We start from the raw sequence: 14,821 nt of genomic DNA on the forward strand, positions 1-14,821 counted from the left end.
TAACAGTAAAGGTTATGTTAAGGGTTCAGCCCGTTCGTGTTTTGGGCACGGACGCACACAGCAAGGAGGGATGGCTGATTACCTCTGGAAAAGGGAAGTTAATGAAATTTAAAGTCGATGTTATTGGTGGTCTGTCGCATGCGGATGGTGAATTACATCGAGTACTTGTAACCCTGAAAGGTGAAGATGATTCTTCTCACAGCGTCTGGGTTGAGTATCCTCATGGTCACATTTCTAATCTGACCATTGCTCAGATAGAAAAAGCAGCAATTGATAAAGCACGCGAGAACTTTTCTAACTGCTAATCAACTGGGTTAATCTATTTTCGAGAACAAAAACTCTGCAGGATAACTCATTTATCCTGCATTCCTGTGATTCAGCGATACCAATGGCTCGGGATACTTGCTGATTGGCAACAACCAGAGAGGCTTGCAAAGTAGCTATCACTCTCTCAAGGGTAATTATTTTATTTTCTTCGTTCATTAAAATTCACCTCACTGCTGATCTTCAACATAAATACCGGCTGAGATAATAGCCCCGCCGATGCGTGGTTTGCCGTAACACAGTGCTACCGGATAGCCCTGAGCAGCGGTGTTGGTGACCCCGCCGAAGGCGTAGGAGGCTTTGTTGTCGGCGTCCTGCTTACTTGCCAGCCCTTTAGGCTGGGGGGATAGCATCTGGATAACGCCACCGAGAGCCATAGATGCTCCCATCATGTACATATAGGGCGAAGCTACAGCGAGTGGTGTGAATGAAAGGACAAATGCAGCAGCAATTAGTACTGCCCCAAAAATAGTCTGAAACAGACCAGCCTGTTTGCTTCCGATAATTACGGGGGCGATCCTGATGTCTTCGCTTCCATTATCACATTGCAGTTCTTCTGAGCCGATGTTGCGCGCCCCACTAAATACCGCATACGTCAGCCCGCGCTGCCTGCTGGTATTCATAAAAGACTCAAATCCGGGATGGGTAACTGACAGGGCTTTAAGTGCTTCTCTTGGTGTTTCGACTGCAAGATTATGAATTCTACCGAACATTGCTCCCAGTGCGCCATAGAGGCGTACTGTCCTGATTTTTACGTTCATGCTTCACCTATAAAAAAACCACCCGAAGGTGGTTGATAAGTTTTTGAAGATTTAAAGCGTTGAGGGTTTTATATCCAGGTTCGCATCGCTATCTGAATATACGCGCACTATTTTTTTCTGGTCAGTGGATAGCGTTACGGTCCGTTCCTGCCTTTCTTTTCCCACTGAGCACAACGCTGCGCCATCAAAAGCTGCACCTACTTCATATTCCCCGCCTGGGAGGCTGAAGGTGACTTTTTCTGAAGCGTTAAGCAGCGCAGACTTTTGCCCGTTGATGAAGATTGCTGCATAGCAACCGCTGCCTACTATACCACTGTCACGCACTACCGTTAGTTGCGCATCGCCTTTCTTTGGCGCCTGAAATTTGAATGCCCTGTCTGCAGTGGCTGTTTTCGCCTTATCTACAGGTACCGCGCTTGACGAGCACCCAGCTAACGCCAGTAGCGTAGCCACGAATACAATGTTTTTCATCCTTCGTTCCCTCTGAGGTAAGTCACGAAATGATAGCAGTGACCAAACTCAAGGCAACGAAAAAACCGTGGTTAAGCGGATTCAGTTATCAGAATGCTGTGGGCCTGAGCCCAAAAATTACGCCTGAATCGTACCCGACCCGGTATGTAAGTACCTTTTCAGAGGTAACGTTGATGGTTAGCTCACTCATGCTGCCACCGCACAACCCCTTTGGCTCTGCGCCAATGATGTGCTCGCCTATCATCGGATGGAGAGTGATTTTTTCTGCAACGTCGATCTGCGCGATTTCCTTGCCGTCCAAGAATAGCTTCGTGTAGCAGGCATTGCCGACGTGGCCTGAGTCACGCTTGATGATGACTGACCCCTTACCGCTACCAGCAAGAATAAACGACTTAACGGACACGCGCTCAGTTGGCACGTCAGTGGCTTGATTTGTTGCTATAGGATGAGTTGTACAGCCAACAAGCGTCAGCACAACAGCCAGAACAAGGAAGTTTTTCATCAGTCGTTCTCTCAGTTGTTGGTAGACGCATGATAGCAAGGGAAAGATGAAACGTAATGTTTCATGATATCTTAATAAAGCAATAACCCGCCGAGTGGCGGGTTATTTTACAATCCTCTAAGAGGACTCTTCTTCCATTTTTTAGCAAGCCATTCGAATTCTTGGTAGTAGCTGTTACGTCCTTGCTTTTCTCTAAGTGCCTTAATGAAAGGCTCTGAGTATTCAAAATTCTTCACAATCGAACTGTAGAAAACTTCTTTTATCATCTGCTCATGATAACTGCCGTTTTTTACACTTACAGCCAGTCTTTCATAAAAGTTCAAACAATATTGAATTTTAATACGATCAGCTTTCTCTTCATCTGTTAGATCTGGACCTTGCGGAAAAATATAGGATCTAAATGATTTTCCAGAATTGTGTATATGACTTAAAGTATGCTGACCTTCCAGATACTTAATGTCGTGTCTACTTTCTGCGAAGAAAACTGAAGTTTGACTCTTCTTAGAAGTCTTGATGTTATAAACTATTGTAATGCCTGCTACCACAAGGCCGGCTAACACCGCTCCAGAAGAAATGATTTGTGCCACAGCAATGCTGTACTGCCAAGTTTCACTCAGTTGCATATACTCTTCCATTGAAAACGGGGCCGCATGGCCCCGTGAGATTCTACCGTTAAGGCTTAGAAGCCTTCAAACTCGTCGAATTTTTGCATATGTACTCCTCAGGTCAACGTACCACTTGTGTGCTACTTAACTGAATCCAGTGTATGACGTTGCTCAAATTTGAGCAAGAACTAAAACGAACCAAGACGAACCAAGACGAACCAAGACGAACCAAGACGAACCAAGACGAACCAACATAACTAAATGAATTGAGGAGGAAATCTAAATACGCTTCGCTTTCTTCGCGAGATAATCATCAACTTCCGCATCTTACTCCTTACGTGCTTAGCACTTCTGGTCCAAGTACTTGGTAGTCAGCATCAGGCAATCTTATACCGCAGCATTATTATTGTTCTATCTCTCCAGTACCCCCCATACGGCGCCCGCTGGCTTAGCATGCCGTACATATGGTGCAGCAGCATGTTGTCGGCCAACAGTACGCCTGCGTGGTTTGCCACCGGGGCCTGCACCTGCATGATCACCACATCGCCGGGCTGCGGGTCGCCGCTGAACTCCCGAAAACCGCACTCATACCAGTTATCCAGATAACGGTTCTCTTCGCCGCTTACCCACCACGGATAATCCACCCGGTAGTCGGGCAGCTCGATCCCCAGCTCCTGCCGGTAGTAGCTCATCACCAGCCCCCAGCAGTCAGTATGCCCCAGCACAAACTTGCGGCCCAGTAGCGGCAGCTCGCCGCGGGGCTGAATGGTGCGCAGATCGCCCTCGGGCCAGCTCACGATATGCCAGGGCAGCGCCGTAGCGTCGCACTGAGCTCTATCCAGTTCGCTGGGCTGGGTGGTGGCATCCGGGTGGCTGTGCACGATGGCGGTGACCGTTCCCCAGTCCTCCGCTGCGGCGTAGTCCGCCGGACAGAGGTGGAAATGCTCATGCGGGTTATCGGCCAGGTTACGGCAGGGGAAATAACGCTCCACCCGGCTTTTCTGAGCGATCACACCGCAGCATTCAGCCGGGTAGCGCTGGCGGGCGTGCTCAAATACCGCCTGCAGAGTTTTCTCACGCATACTCAGCTCTTAATCAGGGAGGTGCCGGGGAAGCCGCCGAACGGCAGCGGTTCGTTTTCGCCGAATCGCGGTTTGCAGCCGGTGTTCAGCGTGCCGTTGCACTCGTCTTTTGACGGATCATCGACCGCGTTGCCGTGCTTATCAAAGTACCGGGTACCGGCATAATCGCAGCCGTCACCGCTGCGGTATTTGCCACGGATGCACCAGCTGCAGAGGGAGTGCAGCTGGCGGGTGGGGATCATCAGCCCCTGCAGATCCATCGGACTGGAGAGCGTGAACTCAATCGCCGCGTTGGTCTCCTGGCTTTTGCTATCGATGTAGAACACCTGCACTTTTTCCTGCGTCGGATCCGCCGCTGCATTCCCGGCAATAAAATTCCGCGCATCGAGATACTGCGCCAACGTGTCGTGTACCGTCACTTTGGCCTGCAGCATGTCATCATAGGCGAGGCACAGCGCGGTGATCGCGCTGTTGATGTTCGCCACCATCAGCTTTGGCGAGGCACTGGTGCCGCTGGTTGCCGCCTCAATGCCGGACAGCTCGCAGGGCCAGGCTTTGTATTCCTGTCCCTGCCACCAGATGGATTTCGCCGGTAGTTTGGTTTCATCGCCGCCGGCCGCCGCAATTTCTGCCGGCGTATGGGGAATGTTGTGTGCGTGGAAGCGCAGGAAGTCAGCGCCGAACGCGCTGCCGTCCACCTCCAGCAGCCGGACCCAGTTACCCGGTTCCAGCTTCTGCACGTCGCTGTTGATAGTCATAGGGCTCCTATGGTGCGTAAGACTGTTCGAATGTTGCCATAACGGTCATGGCCCGGCCGCCAAGCGGCATCGCGCTGATGGACTCTTTTGCCACACGGTAAAGGCCAGCAATGCCGTAAGGCGGCGTCCAGATGAAGGATTTCACGGTGTGGCTGCGCATGAAGGTGAGGATCGGTTGCATATCCTGCTCGGTACCGGTGAAGGTAACCGGCCAGCTTTGGGATTCGGGGTTGATGCCGTCCCCTGATACCTGTTTGTACCCGTCACCGAACTGCGCCTCGCGCACGCGGTGCGTGAAGGTGCCCTGCGGCTGATTCTGGATCTGGGTGCGCCAGGTGAATCTGTCGAGTGCCATGCTTTTCTCCAGGCGCAAAAAAACCCGCCGAAGCGGGCTGGATGTCTCATTCAGACATGTTTAGCGAACGTTGCCGTAATACCAGCGCTCTCCCGTAAACCAGTCATCGGGATCTTCGTAACCCCGATAATCCAGGAGCATGCCTAACTCCTTGACGTTATCGGGCAGGAGCAATCCCCATTCCCGCGCAAGGCTTCGGTCAGTGATTATTGATGAGCTGCCGTATTCAGACTCATGCTCTCTCACGAAGCCCTGAAAATACTCTTCAGACCGGTAAATACAGACTTCACTGGTAAACATATCCGGAAGGCAGATCACGGTGGTGATTCTGACGGATTCACCTGAATCACCTTTTGCCGAAATCAGATTCGAGCAGGCATTGATCAGCTGCTGTGCACAGTCAGCTTTGATGGCTGTGGAGCTGTGTTTTCCTTCAACCAGATTGATCTCAACAGGTATTTTGTAATTCCAGTAGCGTTCGCCGGGAGGCACTTCAGCCCTGGCTGCATCATTAAACGTCCCGGACCACCACTCAAGCGCTCTCAAGCGGCGAGGTACATTTCTGATTTTACTACGGTAATCACGGTTTAGTCGTCTGGCCACGTAAACTCCTTTTTGTCGCGCAGAAACCTAGGATTTTACAGCGTGTCTGGCTGAAAGCTACCTCGGATTAGAAGCAATCCAGATGATGCCACCCGGCCGGGTTTCTCGCTGAATGCCTTCTCTTACTGAGCGATCGAGAGTTTGCTGATACGCTTTAGAAACGGCAGCGTTCTGGCTGGCAGACACCTGCTGATTATCGGATGTGTTCACCGTCACCGAAGTCTGCACGTTAACGCCACCAGCGGCGCCGCTTTGCATGCCGTACAGCTTTCCTGCCCCTTCGACAAGGCCGCCGTCAGCGTAGCCGCGCATCATGCCATACAGGTTTGATACGCCGATCCGCTGGGTCGCTTCTTTGGTGAAGACGAATTCGCCTTTGTGAACCACGCCAGCCGGTTCATGTTTTCCACCCTCTCCTGTGAAGCCGCCGCCATCGAACTGCGGCGTGTAGGCATGGAAATCAGTCGACATCCCCATAGCCCCGGTTGAGCCGGCAGACGCGGAAGCCGTGGACGCCGAAGCACCTGCGCTAATCCACCCCAGCGCCGTCTGCAGCGCGTAGGCGATCAGCATTTTGTTGATCACCTCAACAATCATTTTCAGCATCGACACGCCGAATTCTTTGATGTTGGCTTTGCCGGTAGTCACCAGGCTGGTCATCATTCCGGCCAGGCCGTTAAACCCTGCCTGCGCCACCTGCTGAGCCGAGCTGAAAGCGTCCGTGGCGCTGTCGGCAAAGTCAGCCCACCCTTTCTTAGCCCCTGACAGCCAGTCCTCGCGGAGCGCATCCTGCGCTGAATAATAATCCTCAGCGGCTTTAAGCTCCGCTTTGTAACCCGCATCCTCCAGATCTCCTCCAGAGTTTTTCCAGCCTGAGGTCAGCTGCGCCCGCTCGAGTTGCCGCTGAGCTTCACGATTGCTCAACGTTGAGCCAGCATTCATCGCTTTGGTTTTTTCAGCCATCTGGGTGGCATATTTCTGCGAAGCGTCCATGCGCTTATTCAGCTGTTCCTGGGCGGTGATCTGGTCACCCAGCAACGCTTTCTGCCGTTCGAGGAAAAGAACCTGGTCTTTGCTGGCGAGCAGCGATTGTTCCTGTTTTGACAGTTTCCGCTTACCTGCAGCCTCTTCCAGAACAGCAAATTTTGCCTCTGTCAGCTGCAGGTCTTTACGCTGTTTACTGATTACGTCGTTGACTGAGCGGTGATCCTGTAGCGTCTTCAGTTGCGCCTGAAGTGCAAGCAGTTCTGCCTGAGCGGTATCTTCGGCTTTATCTCCCGCCGGTGGCTTATAGGACGGGGCTTTCGGCGTTTTGGGGTCTTTGTACGTATCGTCGATATTTTTACGTATACGAGCCTCTTCTTCTTTTGATATTAGCCCTCCCGCCTTTCTCGCTTTTTCAAGCTCCCTTGTAAAATTCGTTTGCTCCCTTTGTCTCTTCTGCTCTTTGGATAAAGTTCGTTCAACCAGGGTATTGATCCGTTCCTGAGCCTTAACACCCTCATCCTGGATTTTTAATCCTGCAGCCCTGGCCTTATTGACATCCTGCTCAAGGTTTAGAACGGTGGAGAAGAGGTTAACATCAGCCTGAGCTTCGCTGGCCAGCCCGGTTACGTTCCCCCAAACATCACGCGTGTATCCCGCAGGAGAGTTTTTAAGCAACTGCTGTGCGTTAGCCAGCTTCTGGGCAAGGCTTTCCTCTCGCCCAATATCAAGCATCGAATCCCAGGCACTCTTAGCAGCATCACCCAACCATTTCCATGTAGTCTGTAATGTGCCGAGGCTCTCCTGAATCTGGTCAGCTCGTTGTTTCATGGTCGCCGAATAATTATCGGTGGCGACCCGCGCCGCTTCCTGCTGATTGCCCTCATCCTGAAGCGCTTTAACCTGGTTATAGGTTGCCAGCGTCAGGTAATGATATTTTTCATTAAGATCAGAAATCGCCGCGACCGGATTTTTCGCAATCTTCTCAAAGTCGGCCACCAGGCTATCGACCGATTCGCCAGTCGCGTCGTTCATTGCGACCACGGCCTCAGTGACAGTCTGCAGCGAGTCTTTGGCAATCTTGCCGCCAGCGACTACCCGATTCAGCGCCTCAGCAGCCGCAGCCGTTGTGTTGCCAGTAATTCCCGCGACAGACTTCGCCATATCAGCCAGCTGCCCGGAGGTCACGCCCGCCAGGTTGCCGCTGAGGATCAGCGATTTACTGAATTCCGACTGTTCCTGGCTGCCTTTGTACCAGGCATAGGTCAGCGTGCCGACAGCCGCAGCCAGCACGCCGACGGCGATCGTGGCCGGGCTGAGCAGCCCTGTAAATTTTTTCGCATTCTCAGCATTTTCAGCCAGGCCATTAGCATTTTCAGACAGGGATTCAGATGACTCGTCAGAGGCATCGCTCATCCCCAGCAGTTCCTGCTTGATGTAGGTGAAAAGCCCACCCAGCCCACCAAAGGAGTCAGATATCTGCCCGCCCTGCTGCATTAGCACCATCCAGACCGGCATACCACCGGCCAGCGAGGTGGCGATATCCGTCAGCTGGGCGGGCAGTTGCCTGATCGCCTGTCGGTACTGGCCAGCCGAAATCGCGCCATGCTTCCAGGCCTCCTCCTGCTCGCGCAGCCTGGCGATCATGGGTGCCGCCTGCGACGACACGCCGAGCTGTGCGGCCTTCAGCTCCAGCAATTCAGAACGTGTTTTGCCGATGGCTGTGGCCTGCTCCTGCAGGGAGTTGATAAAACTCTGCTGTGCAGCAGCGGTACGCTTAGCCTCAGCGGCCAGCGCGCGCTCTGCTGTCTCCTGCTCGGCCAGCGCCTGCTTGAGCCCGCGGGCGGCAATGGCGGCCGCGCGCTTCTGGTCCGCCTCTCTTGCCACCGCGCGTTCCTGCTCGCGCAGCTGGGCGATCATCGGTGCGGCCTGCTCGCTGATCCCCATCTGCGCGGCGCGGTATTCGGCCAGATCTGCTTTCGACGCACGGAAGGATGCGGCCTGGTCGGTCAGGCTCTGCAGAAAAGCCTTCTGCGAAGCAGCAGCACGCTCGGCGGCCTGCGCCTGCTCCATCCTTGCGCGGCCCTCTGCCGTCTCAGCATCAACCACCTTACCGAGCTTATCCCGCGTCGTTTCCAGAACGCTGTTATAAAGAGCAAATTCCTCATCAGCCACCAGGCCACTTTTGTGGAAATTGCTCAGGCTATCCTGAATATCTTGCAGTTCGTTCAGCGCTTTGCTTACAGGGCTGATCCGGTTAAGCAGGTTCTGCAGCTCCTCCTTCTGCTGGGCGGTCGCCTGGGTGGCTGATTTGGAGGCCTCCTGATTCTGGCGCTGCGCCTCGCTGAACTCACGAACGCGCTGGTGAATTTCTTCAATTTCCCGCGCCGCCTCAGCGGTGACTTTGGCCGCTCCCTTACTGCTGGTGCCAAAATTATCAGCGCCTTTTGCCGCGCCTGCCGCAGCCCCTTCGAAATCGTCCAGGGCTTTACTGCCGCGCTCCAGTTCGGAGGTGTTAACGCGCAGCGAGATTGTTGCAATATCGGACATCACGCCCCCTTGTGGATCACATCCAGCGCCGCGCGCTCCATGACCCGGATATCGTCAAGAGCGGTTGCCTCATCCTCCACGCCGCCCACCTTCATCAGCCAGGGCAGGACGTTGTAATCCAGCCCGGTGACGCCGTTCATGCCGGTGCGCCACTGCGTGCTCATCGCGCGGAACACACCAAACGCCGGCCAGACGTCCGGCCAGACGGAAACGGTATGCTCTTCGTCGGTGTAGTCGTCGGCGCTCAGACCAAATGCAGCGAGGTCTTCGGTTGAGGGTTCAGGCGTATAGAACGCCGAGGCAACCGCGATCAGTTTTTTTGACGGTTCCCCATCAGCTCGTTGTAGTAGTGACGGGTGATCGCCTCCAGCGCGCGCGGGTAGTTGTCCAGCAGCGTCTCCAGATTCTCCTGACTGAACGCATCCGGCAGCGCCCAGGCTTCGGTGATATCCAGCAGGAACTCGACGGCGTTCTTGCCTTCCATCGACTCGATGGACGCCAGTTCTTTCAGCGGTTTGTGGCGGAAGGTGAAGGTGATCACCCCGTCGTCATCACCGGCGCGCGGGATCGCCACGTCAACTTTAAAGGTCGGTTTGGGTTGAAGCTGAAACGTCTTTGCCATGTATTCCTCTGCAAAAAAGACAGGCCCGCTGCCGGGCCAGGGTTACAGGATGACCGGCTTACGCCGCGTCTTTGTAGAAGGTCATATCGCGCGACTGGATAGCGAATGCCGGCTGCACCGTTTCCACGCTGTTCACCGCGGTGGTGGGCGTGGCGTTAAACGACGCCTGCGCTGACCAGTAGCGGGTCTCCTTCGCCTTCGGCACGTACATCCGCAGCGCCAGCGTCTCGCCGGAGCGGTCGGCGGCGGTCAGACGGGCGTAGATCGGCAGCGTGGAGTCGTGAGCCATCGTAAAGGTCTGCGACTTGGCCGCTTTGTAGGTGGCAACGTTGCGCTGGCGGTCATCAGACAGGAACTGGACCTGCGCGTACTGCTGATCGCCGCCAGAGTTGGCGACCTCGGTGATCTGCGGGATTTCGGTCCAGCTGCTGATTTTTTTCAGCGAACCGACGCCGGAACCGGCCGGAAAATAGCTGACGTTGGTGCTGTCGATCACGCCGATGGTGACGCTGGTCGCGGTCTGCGCCGATACGCGCGCCACCAGGCTGTCGATCAGGCTCCAGCCGGAGCTGATCAGCACCTCGTCGCCGACCGCAAGGTTGTGGCCGGTCGCCACGGTAAATACTGCGCCGTTGGCGTTGCTGACGCCGGTAACCGCAATCGCTGCTGCGGACTGGCCGACAAACACCGTGGCGCCGTTGGGTAATGCGAAGCCCATAATGGTTTCTCCGTTATCTGGACATAAAAAAACCGGCGGCTGCCGGCGGGTGGATTACTGCGCCACATCAGCGCGGTAGTTGATGCTGACGGGGATGGTCCAGGTGGTATCGGTGGCGATTCCGGCGTACTGGGCGGGCTCGCCGCTGATGTAGCAGCTGAAGCCCTCGCCCTGCAGTTCGGTGCCGTTGACAAACAGCGCCTCCAGCAGCCCGGCGATGGCCCGGCCCTCTCCCCGGCCCTGCGCCGCCGGGATCACCACGTTCACCTGGTAAACGCCGATAAACACCTTGCTGCGCTGGCTGAGGTCGATGGCGTAGGGCGTGGCCGGCATATCGTGGGAGGTCAGGTAGATGCCGCCGGGCGGCTCGAACGAGGTATTGTCGTAAGCCACCGCCAGCCCCTGCAGGTCCGCCCATTCGCCCAGCCGGGACTCCAGCAGGCCGGTAATGTCGGGGCGGCTCACGACTGCACCTCCCGCACCGCTTCGTCAAAGAAGCGCTGGAACTCAGCCGCGGTGATCCGCACCATGCCGCCGGGTGCCTGCTTCGAGTGGCCGAACTCCAGCGGGTAGGCGTAGGGCACGTTGTTGGCGAAATAGACCGCCGTCATCCCCACCTTAAACTGCTCGATCACCAGATTACCGGCGGCGATGGTCTGGTGCCCCTGCTTATCAACGCGTCCGGTTTCACCTTCCGCCGGCTGGTTGAACGACACCTGCCAGTTGCCACGAAAGCGGCCGCCGGTGTAACGGGGTGGCTTTTTGATATCCATGCTGCCGTGTGCTTTCAAACCCTTACGAAGTCGCCCGGCTTTGGTCAGGTTGTCAGGGTTTTCACGCAATAACCTGTTGTGCTCGGCAATAGAATCATTGAAAGCAGCTGCGCGGGCATTGATCGCCCAAGTCTCAGGCTGACCGACAGGTGACATTTTGACTAATCTTGCCAGAATTTTGACGGACACCGCGCGCACCACCTCTTCCTGTCGCGCTTTCGCTTGGCTGACAAAGGCGTTAATGGAGGACATAAATGACTGATTTTCTGACATATCACGCCCTCAGCTGCGCCCGATAGCAGATCACCACCGGGCCGGGTTTGACCGGGTGCGGATGGAAGATACGGTGCGGCTTGCCGTCCACCTCAACCAGATCACCGATCCGCAGCTCTTCATCCCAGGTAAAGTGGATTGCCACATCGCCGGCCTGAATGTTGCTGCCGTCGATTTCGCGCGGGTCGTACTCGGTGCGCACGCCGGTGGCGGTAAAACTCAGGTCCGGCTCGCGTATCTCTTTCCCGGCCACCACCTTGATGCTGCCTTTGCGGGTCACGGCGTACTGCATGCCGTTTTCACTCAGCAGCCGTTTAGCAGTGGCACGCATGCGGGTGTAGTTGATAGCCATATCAGCCCCGCTCTGCAAAAGCGTTGATGGCATAACCCCGCCCGGCGGCCAGGCTGCCCAGCACCGCGAACACGGCCGGATACTGCGGGGTGAACGTCTCGCCGTCGGCCACCGCGTAGGTGGTGGTCACTGCGCCTTCCACGCGCTCCGACTTGACCGCGGCTTCGCGTACGCTGCCCAGCAGCTCCCCGTTCATCGCCTCCAGCGCCAGCATGCACTGCGCGCTGATCACCTGCCGGGGGATTTTGCCAGCCGGGATCGGGTAATCATCAAACCAGGCATCGCTGCGCGGCCAGGCCAGCGGCTGCTCAGGATCGGTGCGCCGTCCATCCCACTCCAGCCCCTCTAAATAATCCATCGCGCGGATCAGCATCACTTCGGTATCACCGGTGATCTGCCTGCCGCGCCGGGCCGCGAATGACTCCAGCACCGCCACGCTGGCGTAGCTGTTGAAATCGGGCGACCCGGGGTCGGTATCAATCATGCTTCCCCCTGGGTAATGGGGCTTGCGCCCCATACGGTTAGCCGCCTGCAGGCGCGGTGAAGGTGATCGCCTGCGAAGTCTGGCTTACACCCTCCACCGAAGCGGTGACGGTGAAGGTGCCAGCAGTGGCAGAGGTGAGTTTGACGGTCGCGCCACCGGTGGAGCCGGTGCGGGATGCGTCGGTACTGAGGGTGCCACCGGTCGTCGTCCACTGGACGTTTGCGCCGCCGACGCCTGCGCCATCTTTGGTGTACTTCAGCGCGAGGGTTACCGCGTCGGTGCTGTCAGCAGTTGCGGAGGTTTTATCCGCCAACAGCATTACTCCCCCGCGGCGGCATCCAGCTTGATCAGCACGCCAGCCGTGGATTTGTTGCTGGTGACGTGTTTTTTCCAGTTGGCACCGGTGCCGATTTTGGTCAGGTCCGGGTTTTCACCTTTGGAGGTGTCCCAGCTGTAGCCCATCAGCTCAACGTTGACGGTTCCCTCGGCGCGGTAACCTACGGCGAGGTTCTCCTGGGTGTTGATGTCGTAAGAGCGGAAGCCAGGAGCCTGCGACTCGGTGATGGTCACTGCGCCGGTCACCAGCCCGAGGATCGCGTTAACGTCCATCGTGTCGGTCACCAGCACCGGCTTGCCCAGGGTGCCCGGCTGGCCGCCGTACACCACCACGCCCGCCTCTTCGTAAATCTTGTTGGCGATCGCCTCGTCGATGATGTCGAAGTAGGTGGCGGAGTGCATAACGAACAGCACCACGCGGTTGAACTTGTCGCCGTACTTGCGCAAGCCACGGGTCAGCGTTTTCTTACCGTCGGTGGCGATATTGGCGGTCACCACCATCTCAGCATTCGCGCCGATCGCCGCCACCAGCCCTTTCAGGCCGTATTTCACGTAGCCTTCCAGGGTGGCGTCGGCCACGTCCACGCCGATTACCTCGGAGAACTCATCCACGCTGCGGCCGCGGCGCTTAAACGCTTCTTCGGTGGTTTCGTAAGGGCCGTATTTCCACGGAGCCTTAACCGATACCGCCTCGCCGGCACCGATTTTTTTGCCGGTGATAGTGTCCGTGGAGTTGACGTTACGCGACTCGATGCTGCCGCCAACTTTATAGAACGCGCGCTTGCGGAAATCGCCTTCGATCAGCTCGTTATCCAGTAGGATCGCGCCGTTGGAAGAGGCGTTAAACACCTCCAGGTTGTCCTGACGGCGCTCAAGGAACGCGGTCTGCGCCAGGTCGTCGTAAATCTTCAGATCACTGTTTACAGTGGCTGTCATCGTCGTTAAATCCTTTATTTAGGAAGCTGGAGAAAAGCCTGCTGGCCGTGCTTACGGATATAGGCTGCTTTGTCAGTGGATGTCATTTCCGAGCGTTTAACGCTGCCGCCACCGCCGCCCGGCTTGTGCCCGCCTGCGCCGGTACCTTCAGCGCGCGGGAACAGATGGGGAGCCGTCTCCTTGAGCGACTCGGCCCACTCCAGCGGGGTCAGCGGCGTTTTGCCGTCTTTGCCGAACAGGACATCACCATTTGCATCAACCGCTACGGCCTCGCCTTCGTCGTTGAGCTGGAATGCGCCTTTGGCGCGCAGGATCAGGTCATCGGAGGCTTCCGCCAGCGCGCCGGCTTTTGCCGCTGCGCCACGGATGGCATCACCGAGTACCCGATCCCGGAATTTACTGGAGAACGCTTCGGCTTTATCCGCGCGTTCGTTTGCCGCTTTGATCTGCTTATCGACATCGGCCCGCATGCGTTCGGTGCGCTTATCGAGCACCTCATCCACTTTCCCGGCGGCAATCAGCTTTGCCTCTTCGTCGTCGGAGAAACGCTGGATGATGCCGCGCACGGCGTCGGGGTCGATGCCTTCAAAGCGCGAGAGGTTGTCTTTCTGCTGCTTGATGGTGCCCAGCAGCTCAGAGTTTTTGTTTTTCAGCCCGGTGACCTCAGAGGCCACGCGCTCATCAATCAGCTTCTGCATTTCCGGCGTGATTTCCGGCTGGCCGCCACCGCCACCGCCGCCCTCTTCCTGGCCTGCGGCGGTGTAATATTTGATAAACATGTTACGAATCAGCATTGGTTTCCCCTCGGGATTTGCCGGGCTTTGCCCATAAAAAAAGGCCGCCCGTGGGGCAGCCTCGTAGTGGTAAAAATCGTTGTCAGACGTGACCGTTGGCCTCATCCATTGTTGCGGCACTCACCAGAGAACCTATCATCCTCGCTTCCACAGTTGTCCCACCGGCTATTCTTGCCAGTTCATCGAGTTGATCCACAAGGTCATCTGGGCGAGGTTTTGAGTGGTAAAGGTTATGCGCCATTTTCAGGTATTTGAGTTCTTCTTCAGCCATTTGTTTTGTGTAACGCTAGGATGATATATGCCAGATGTTCTATTTTTTCACTTCGTGCATTTCCAGAATAGTACCGCTGATGAGATTCCCGATCATTCGTGCTTCCAGTATATCTCCTTCAGCCTCATCGCTAAGCATTTCCAGCTGCTTAAGAAGTTCAGCGTCTCGTGGTCTGGAGTGGAAAAGATCGCTCGCTCTTTTGTAAATCAGGAATTCTTTATCAGCCATTTGAGGATCTCCGGTTCGATTCGTTTATGGTCGCCTTCC

General features: G+C 55.9%; 22 protein-coding genes. 1 reads left to right on the forward strand and 21 read right to left on the reverse strand.

What is annotated here, in order from left to right:
* Positions 1-101: 101 nt before the first annotated feature.
* A complete protein-coding gene (locus tag ASF13_RS24205; RefSeq protein ID WP_156365552.1) occupies positions 102-305 on the forward strand; it encodes a hypothetical protein in 204 nt (67 codons plus the stop codon).
* A gap of 189 nt (positions 306-494) precedes the next feature.
* On the opposite strand, the gene ASF13_RS04715 is transcribed toward ASF13_RS24205, so the two are convergent.
* The 21 genes from ASF13_RS04715 to ASF13_RS04815 form a co-directional block, all read right to left on the reverse strand.
* On the reverse strand, positions 495-1,085 hold the full coding sequence (locus tag ASF13_RS04715; protein ID WP_056233100.1) for a tail assembly protein: 591 nt from the start codon (positions 1,083-1,085) through the stop codon (positions 495-497).
* A gap of 51 nt (positions 1,086-1,136) precedes the next feature.
* Entirely contained in the window at positions 1,137-1,556 is a 420-nt protein-coding gene (locus tag ASF13_RS04720) for a hypothetical protein (protein ID WP_056233102.1), read from the reverse strand.
* A gap of 88 nt (positions 1,557-1,644) precedes the next feature.
* Positions 1,645-2,058, reverse strand: coding sequence for a hypothetical protein (locus tag ASF13_RS04725; RefSeq protein ID WP_056233104.1), 414 nt, complete (start codon positions 2,056-2,058; stop codon positions 1,645-1,647).
* Positions 2,059-2,165: 107 nt separating this feature from the next.
* Positions 2,166-2,681 carry a DUF4760 domain-containing protein gene (locus ASF13_RS04730; RefSeq protein ID WP_056233106.1) on the reverse strand — a complete coding sequence of 172 codons (516 nt, stop codon included), beginning with the start codon at positions 2,679-2,681 and terminating at the stop codon, positions 2,166-2,168.
* 359 nt (positions 2,682-3,040) lie between these two features.
* Entirely contained in the window at positions 3,041-3,745 is a 705-nt protein-coding gene (locus ASF13_RS04735) for a C40 family peptidase (RefSeq protein ID WP_056233109.1), read from the reverse strand.
* 2 nt (positions 3,746-3,747) lie between these two features.
* The gene (locus tag ASF13_RS04740) at positions 3,748-4,503 is read right to left on the reverse strand and encodes a phage minor tail protein L (protein ID WP_056233111.1); all 756 of its coding nucleotides are present in this window, start codon (positions 4,501-4,503) and stop codon (positions 3,748-3,750) included.
* A gap of 7 nt (positions 4,504-4,510) precedes the next feature.
* Entirely contained in the window at positions 4,511-4,858 is a 348-nt protein-coding gene (locus ASF13_RS04745; RefSeq protein WP_056233112.1) for a phage tail protein, read from the reverse strand.
* Between the two features lie 60 nt (positions 4,859-4,918).
* Positions 4,919-5,461, reverse strand: a complete 543-nt coding sequence (locus ASF13_RS04750) for a DUF3916 domain-containing protein (protein WP_056233115.1) — start codon at positions 5,459-5,461, stop codon at positions 4,919-4,921.
* Positions 5,462-5,518: 57 nt separating this feature from the next.
* On the reverse strand, positions 5,519-8,995 hold the full coding sequence (locus tag ASF13_RS04755) for a phage tail tape measure protein (protein WP_056233116.1): 3,477 nt from the start codon (positions 8,993-8,995) through the stop codon (positions 5,519-5,521).
* Positions 8,995-9,309 (reverse strand): DUF1799 domain-containing protein, encoded by a 315-nt coding sequence (locus tag ASF13_RS04760; protein WP_056233118.1) that lies wholly within the window; start codon positions 9,307-9,309, stop codon positions 8,995-8,997. Before ASF13_RS04760 ends, ASF13_RS04755 begins: the two co-directional genes overlap by 1 nt.
* On the reverse strand, positions 9,306-9,617 hold the full coding sequence (locus ASF13_RS04765) for a phage tail assembly chaperone (protein WP_056233120.1): 312 nt from the start codon (positions 9,615-9,617) through the stop codon (positions 9,306-9,308). The genes ASF13_RS04760 and ASF13_RS04765 overlap by 4 nt, the downstream gene beginning before the upstream one ends.
* Before the next feature lie 58 nt (positions 9,618-9,675).
* Entirely contained in the window at positions 9,676-10,335 is a 660-nt protein-coding gene (locus tag ASF13_RS04770) for a phage tail protein (RefSeq protein ID WP_056233123.1), read from the reverse strand.
* A 54-nt stretch (positions 10,336-10,389) separates the two neighbouring features.
* Positions 10,390-10,800, reverse strand: a complete 411-nt coding sequence (locus tag ASF13_RS04775) for a phage tail terminator-like protein (RefSeq protein ID WP_056233125.1) — start codon at positions 10,798-10,800, stop codon at positions 10,390-10,392.
* Positions 10,797-11,381: a hypothetical protein gene (locus ASF13_RS04780; RefSeq protein WP_056233127.1), complete on the reverse strand. Its 585-nt coding sequence runs from the start codon at positions 11,379-11,381 to the stop codon at positions 10,797-10,799. Before ASF13_RS04780 ends, ASF13_RS04775 begins: the two co-directional genes overlap by 4 nt.
* Position 11,382: 1 nt before the next feature.
* Entirely contained in the window at positions 11,383-11,733 is a 351-nt protein-coding gene (locus ASF13_RS04785; protein WP_056233129.1) for a hypothetical protein, read from the reverse strand.
* A gap of 1 nt (position 11,734) precedes the next feature.
* The gene (locus tag ASF13_RS04790) at positions 11,735-12,217 is read right to left on the reverse strand and encodes a DnaT-like ssDNA-binding protein (RefSeq protein ID WP_056233131.1); all 483 of its coding nucleotides are present in this window, start codon (positions 12,215-12,217) and stop codon (positions 11,735-11,737) included.
* Positions 12,218-12,254: 37 nt separating this feature from the next.
* Positions 12,255-12,530 carry an Ig-like domain-containing protein gene (locus ASF13_RS04795; protein ID WP_162237181.1) on the reverse strand — a complete coding sequence of 92 codons (276 nt, stop codon included), beginning with the start codon at positions 12,528-12,530 and terminating at the stop codon, positions 12,255-12,257.
* A gap of 5 nt (positions 12,531-12,535) precedes the next feature.
* Positions 12,536-13,489, reverse strand: coding sequence for a major capsid protein (locus ASF13_RS04800; protein WP_056233135.1), 954 nt, complete (start codon positions 13,487-13,489; stop codon positions 12,536-12,538).
* Between the two features lie 14 nt (positions 13,490-13,503).
* The gene (locus ASF13_RS04805; protein WP_056233136.1) at positions 13,504-14,283 is read right to left on the reverse strand and encodes a hypothetical protein; all 780 of its coding nucleotides are present in this window, start codon (positions 14,281-14,283) and stop codon (positions 13,504-13,506) included.
* Positions 14,284-14,365: 82 nt separating this feature from the next.
* Complete coding sequence (locus tag ASF13_RS04810; protein ID WP_056233138.1) at positions 14,366-14,554, reverse strand: hypothetical protein; 189 nt, start codon at positions 14,552-14,554, stop codon at positions 14,366-14,368.
* 39 nt (positions 14,555-14,593) lie between these two features.
* Positions 14,594-14,782: a hypothetical protein gene (locus tag ASF13_RS04815; protein ID WP_056233141.1), complete on the reverse strand. Its 189-nt coding sequence runs from the start codon at positions 14,780-14,782 to the stop codon at positions 14,594-14,596.
* Between the last annotated feature and the right edge of the window lie 39 nt (positions 14,783-14,821).

It is taken from the genome of Erwinia sp. Leaf53 (assembly GCF_001422605.1).
Lineage (GTDB): Bacteria > Pseudomonadota > Gammaproteobacteria > Enterobacterales > Enterobacteriaceae > Erwinia.

Coding starts and splice junctions, on each gene's coding strand:
- ASF13_RS24205 (WP_156365552.1), top strand. CDS start 102: ATGAAATTTAAAGTCGATGTTATTGGTGGTCTGTCGCATGCGGATGGT.
- ASF13_RS04715 (WP_056233100.1), bottom strand. CDS start 1,085: ATGAACGTAAAAATCAGGACAGTACGCCTCTATGGCGCACTGGGAGCA.
- ASF13_RS04720 (WP_056233102.1), bottom strand. CDS start 1,556: ATGAAAAACATTGTATTCGTGGCTACGCTACTGGCGTTAGCTGGGTGC.
- ASF13_RS04725 (WP_056233104.1), bottom strand. CDS start 2,058: ATGAAAAACTTCCTTGTTCTGGCTGTTGTGCTGACGCTTGTTGGCTGT.
- ASF13_RS04730 (WP_056233106.1), bottom strand. CDS start 2,681: ATGCAACTGAGTGAAACTTGGCAGTACAGCATTGCTGTGGCACAAATC.
- ASF13_RS04735 (WP_056233109.1), bottom strand. CDS start 3,745: ATGCGTGAGAAAACTCTGCAGGCGGTATTTGAGCACGCCCGCCAGCGC.
- ASF13_RS04740 (WP_056233111.1), bottom strand. CDS start 4,503: ATGACTATCAACAGCGACGTGCAGAAGCTGGAACCGGGTAACTGGGTC.
- ASF13_RS04745 (WP_056233112.1), bottom strand. CDS start 4,858: ATGGCACTCGACAGATTCACCTGGCGCACCCAGATCCAGAATCAGCCG.
- ASF13_RS04755 (WP_056233116.1), bottom strand. CDS start 8,995: ATGTCCGATATTGCAACAATCTCGCTGCGCGTTAACACCTCCGAACTG.
- ASF13_RS04765 (WP_056233120.1), bottom strand. CDS start 9,617: ATGGCAAAGACGTTTCAGCTTCAACCCAAACCGACCTTTAAAGTTGAC.
- ASF13_RS04770 (WP_056233123.1), bottom strand. CDS start 10,335: ATGGGCTTCGCATTACCCAACGGCGCCACGGTGTTTGTCGGCCAGTCC.
- ASF13_RS04780 (WP_056233127.1), bottom strand. CDS start 11,381: ATGTCAGAAAATCAGTCATTTATGTCCTCCATTAACGCCTTTGTCAGC.
- ASF13_RS04785 (WP_056233129.1), bottom strand. CDS start 11,733: ATGGCTATCAACTACACCCGCATGCGTGCCACTGCTAAACGGCTGCTG.
- ASF13_RS04790 (WP_056233131.1), bottom strand. CDS start 12,217: ATGATTGATACCGACCCCGGGTCGCCCGATTTCAACAGCTACGCCAGC.
- ASF13_RS04800 (WP_056233135.1), bottom strand. CDS start 13,489: ATGACAGCCACTGTAAACAGTGATCTGAAGATTTACGACGACCTGGCG.
- ASF13_RS04805 (WP_056233136.1), bottom strand. CDS start 14,283: ATGCTGATTCGTAACATGTTTATCAAATATTACACCGCCGCAGGCCAG.
- ASF13_RS04810 (WP_056233138.1), bottom strand. CDS start 14,554: ATGGCTGAAGAAGAACTCAAATACCTGAAAATGGCGCATAACCTTTAC.
- ASF13_RS04815 (WP_056233141.1), bottom strand. CDS start 14,782: ATGGCTGATAAAGAATTCCTGATTTACAAAAGAGCGAGCGATCTTTTC.